A 3,361-nucleotide genomic window follows, 5' to 3' on the forward strand; every position below is an offset into this window, starting at 1 on the left:
GCTTACATCCGATCCGCTGCTGCCCGGCGACACCGTCTACGTCCGCGAACGCCTGTTCTGAAAAATCCGGCGTGGCGGTGAATCTCAGGATAGTCCACTGCTTCCGCTCACCTGTCGGGGGAATCTTCCGGCATGTGCGCGACCTGACCGAGGCGCAGGTCGCCGCCGGCCATGCGGTGGGCATCGTCTGCGACTCGACGACCGGCGGCGACTTCGAGGAGCGGCTGTTCGAGGCGATGAAGGACAGCCTCGCGCTCGGCATCCATCGCACGCCGATGCAGCGTCATGTCGGGCCGGGCGACCTCGCCTCGGCCTGGCGCACCTATCGAATCATCCAGGAATTGCGGCCGGACGTACTGCATGGGCATGGCGCCAAGGGTGGCGCCTATGCCCGGCTGTTCGGCTCACTGTTGCGGGTTTCAAGGTCTCGCGTGGCCCGCCTTTATTCGCCGCATGGCGGCTCTCTCCACTATGACGAAACGACGGCGACGGGAAAGCTGTTCTTCGGCCTGGAGCGCTTCATGGCGCGCTTCACCGATTGCCTGCTGTTCGTTTCCGACTATGAGCGGAAAACGTATCGGCGCAAGGTCGGCGAGCCGCCCATACCCAACCGGCTCGTCTATAACGGCCTGCGCGCCGCGGAATTCGAATCGGTGACGACGGCGATCAATGCCGCCGATTTCCTGTACATCGGCATGATGCGCGACCTGAAAGGTCCGGATATCTTCATCGATGCGCTGGCTTTGGCCGGCAGCGAGCTTGAACGCCCCTTGAGCGCCGTGATGGTTGGCGATGGCGACGACCTGCCGCGCTACCACGCTCAGGTCGAGCGGCTCGGCCTCGAGAACCGGGTTCGCTTCCTGCCTCCGATGCCGGCGAGGGAAGCTTTCGCCCTGGCTGAGCTGGTAGTGGTTCCGTCGCGCGCGGAGGCGATGCCCTATATCGTGCTCGAGGCCTTGGCCGCCGGCATGCCGATGATCGCGACCGCGGTCGGCGGCATTCCGGAAATCTTCGGCGATGGCTCCCCTGCCTTGATCCGGCCGGATCCCGTCGAGCTTGCCAGCAAAATCGGCATGGCGGTCAAAGACATGGATGCGTACCGCAAGGCGATGCCACAGGCCGACGAGCTGAAGGCGCATTTCGGCTCTGACGTGATGGCAGCCGAGATCGAGAAGGCCTATTTCGCGGCGCTGAGCAAGTAGGTCCGCAACCGCACAACAGCTTCAAAACCACGGGTTGTTTCAAGCCTTTCTTAGCTCTCTTTTGCTAAGCAATTGCGCGAAGCTCGCGGACAGTTCCCATGAATGAGATCGACCCCGCACGCCGCTTTTCGATGGATGCGGTGCGCAACTACGACGCTCCCGCCGAAAGCGAAAAGCCCGGCGGCATCAACGATGTGGCGCGCCAGGTCGCGTCGCAATACCGGCGCGATACCATGTCGCCGATCATGGTCAGCGGCGTGCTGCGCATGGTCGAGTTCGCTCTGCTGTTCCTGTCGGGGCTCGGCGTCTATTTCTACTATGTCGGCTTCTTCAATTATCTGGCCTGGCAATACCCGCTGGCGATCGCGGCGACATCGTTCCTGGCCGTGGTGCTGCTCGACGTCACCGACTGCTACCAGATCGCGGCGCTGATGCGCCCCCTCGCCAATTTCAGCCGGGTGCTGCTTGTCTGGGCCGGCAGCTTCGCGCTGATGGCGCTGACCGCCTTTGCCATCAAGGCCTCGGAAGACTATTCGCGCCTGCTGTTCGGCACCTGGTTCGTGGTCGGCTTTGTGCTGATCTTCGGCCTGAGGCTGGTGATGTCCAGCCTCATCCGGCGCTGGGCGCGCGATGGCCGCATGGAACGCCGCGCCCTCATCGTCGGTGGCGGCAAGGCCGCCGAACAGCTGATCCGCTCGGTCGAGAAGCAGCCCTACAACGACATCCGCATCTGCGGCATCTTCGACGACCGCAACGACAAGCGTTCGCCGCCGATCGTCGCCGGCTATCCGAAGCTCGGCACGATCTCCGAGCTCATTGAATTCGCCCGCATCGCGCGCATCGACATGCTGATCGTGTCGCTGCCGCTGACAGCCGAATCGCGCGTCTTGCAGTTGCTCAAGAAACTCTGGGTGCTGCCGGTCGATATCCGGCTCTCGGCGCATTCCAACGCGCTGCAGTTCAGGCCCCGCGCCTACTCCTACATCGGCTCCGTGCCGATGCTCGACATCTTCGACAAGCCGATCAACGACTGGGACTCGGTCGCCAAGCGCGCCTTCGATATCGTCTTCTCGCTTGTCGGCATCATCCTCTTCTCGCCGGTGATGCTCGCCACGGCGATCGCCATCAAGCTCGACAGCAAGGGGCCGGTGCTGTTCAAGCAGAAGCGGCATGGCTTCAACAACGAGATCATCGAAGTCTACAAGTTTCGCTCGATGTTCACCGACAGGTCCGACCCGACCGCCAAGCAGACGGTGACCAAGAACGATCCGCGCGTCACCCGTGTCGGACGCTTCATACGCAAGACCTCGATCGATGAACTGCCGCAGTTCTTCAACTCGCTCTTCGGCTCGCTGTCGCTGGTCGGGCCGCGCCCGCATGCCATCGCCGCCCAGTCGCACAACCTGCTCTACAACGAGGTGGTGGACGGCTATTTCGCCCGCCACAAGGTGAAGCCCGGCGTCACCGGCTGGGCGCAGATCAATGGCTGGCGCGGCGAGATGGACACCAACGAAAAGATCCGCATGCGCACGGAATACGACCTCTATTACATCGAGAACTGGTCGATGCTGTTCGATCTGCGCATCCTGTTCCTGACGCCGATCCGCCTGCTCAACACGGAAAACGCCTATTGAGCGCCGTCGCCCATGAGTTGCAGCCGTGGGCATTGCCGGCGTCGGCGGTCAATGCGAAGCTGATCTCGCTGATCGCGTCGGCCGCGATCGCCATCGGTATCCTGCTCTCCGGCTTCGTCATCAGCGAGCCCGCGCCCTACGAAATCTACATGGCCGGGCTGATCGCGGTCTGGGCGCTGTTCGGCCTTCGAATCTCGCGCGCGATCGTTCCCTTGCTGGTGCTTCTGGTGGCGATGAACATCGGCGGCATGATCGCCATGACGCAGATGACGGATCTCGCCAACACGCCGCTCTATCTCGCCGTCTCGCTGTTCCTGGCCTTCAGCGCGGTGTTCTTCGCCTCGGTGACCTCGGTCCAGCCTAGCCTCTACCGGCTGATCTTCATCGCCTATGTCATATCGGCGGTGGCGACGTCGCTGCTCGGCATCGCGGGCTATTTCCATGCCTTTCCCGGCGCGGAGATGTTCACCAAATACGACCGCGCCGCCGGCGCGTTCCAGGACCCGAACGTGTTCGGGCCGTTCC

Annotated in this window: 2 protein-coding genes and 1 pseudogene; all 3 read left to right on the top strand. The window is 62.9% G+C overall.

The window, feature by feature from the left end; translation table 11 throughout:
- The first annotated feature begins 71 nt into the window (after positions 1-71).
- Positions 72-1,202, top strand: coding sequence for a glycosyltransferase (locus tag EOA28_RS29590; protein ID WP_127250781.1), 1,131 nt, complete (start codon positions 72-74; stop codon positions 1,200-1,202).
- Between the two features lie 98 nt (positions 1,203-1,300).
- Positions 1,301-2,836 (top strand): undecaprenyl-phosphate glucose phosphotransferase, encoded by a 1,536-nt coding sequence (locus tag EOA28_RS29595; protein WP_127250782.1) that lies wholly within the window; start codon positions 1,301-1,303, stop codon positions 2,834-2,836.
- Positions 2,833-3,361 (top strand): annotated as a pseudogene (locus tag EOA28_RS29600) (hypothetical protein); the annotation flags it as partial. The gene EOA28_RS29595 and the pseudogene EOA28_RS29600, both read left to right, overlap by 4 nt.

The sequence above is a fragment of the Mesorhizobium sp. M2A.F.Ca.ET.067.02.1.1 genome, from assembly GCF_004023285.1.
In the GTDB taxonomy this organism is placed as follows: domain Bacteria; phylum Pseudomonadota; class Alphaproteobacteria; order Rhizobiales; family Rhizobiaceae; genus Mesorhizobium.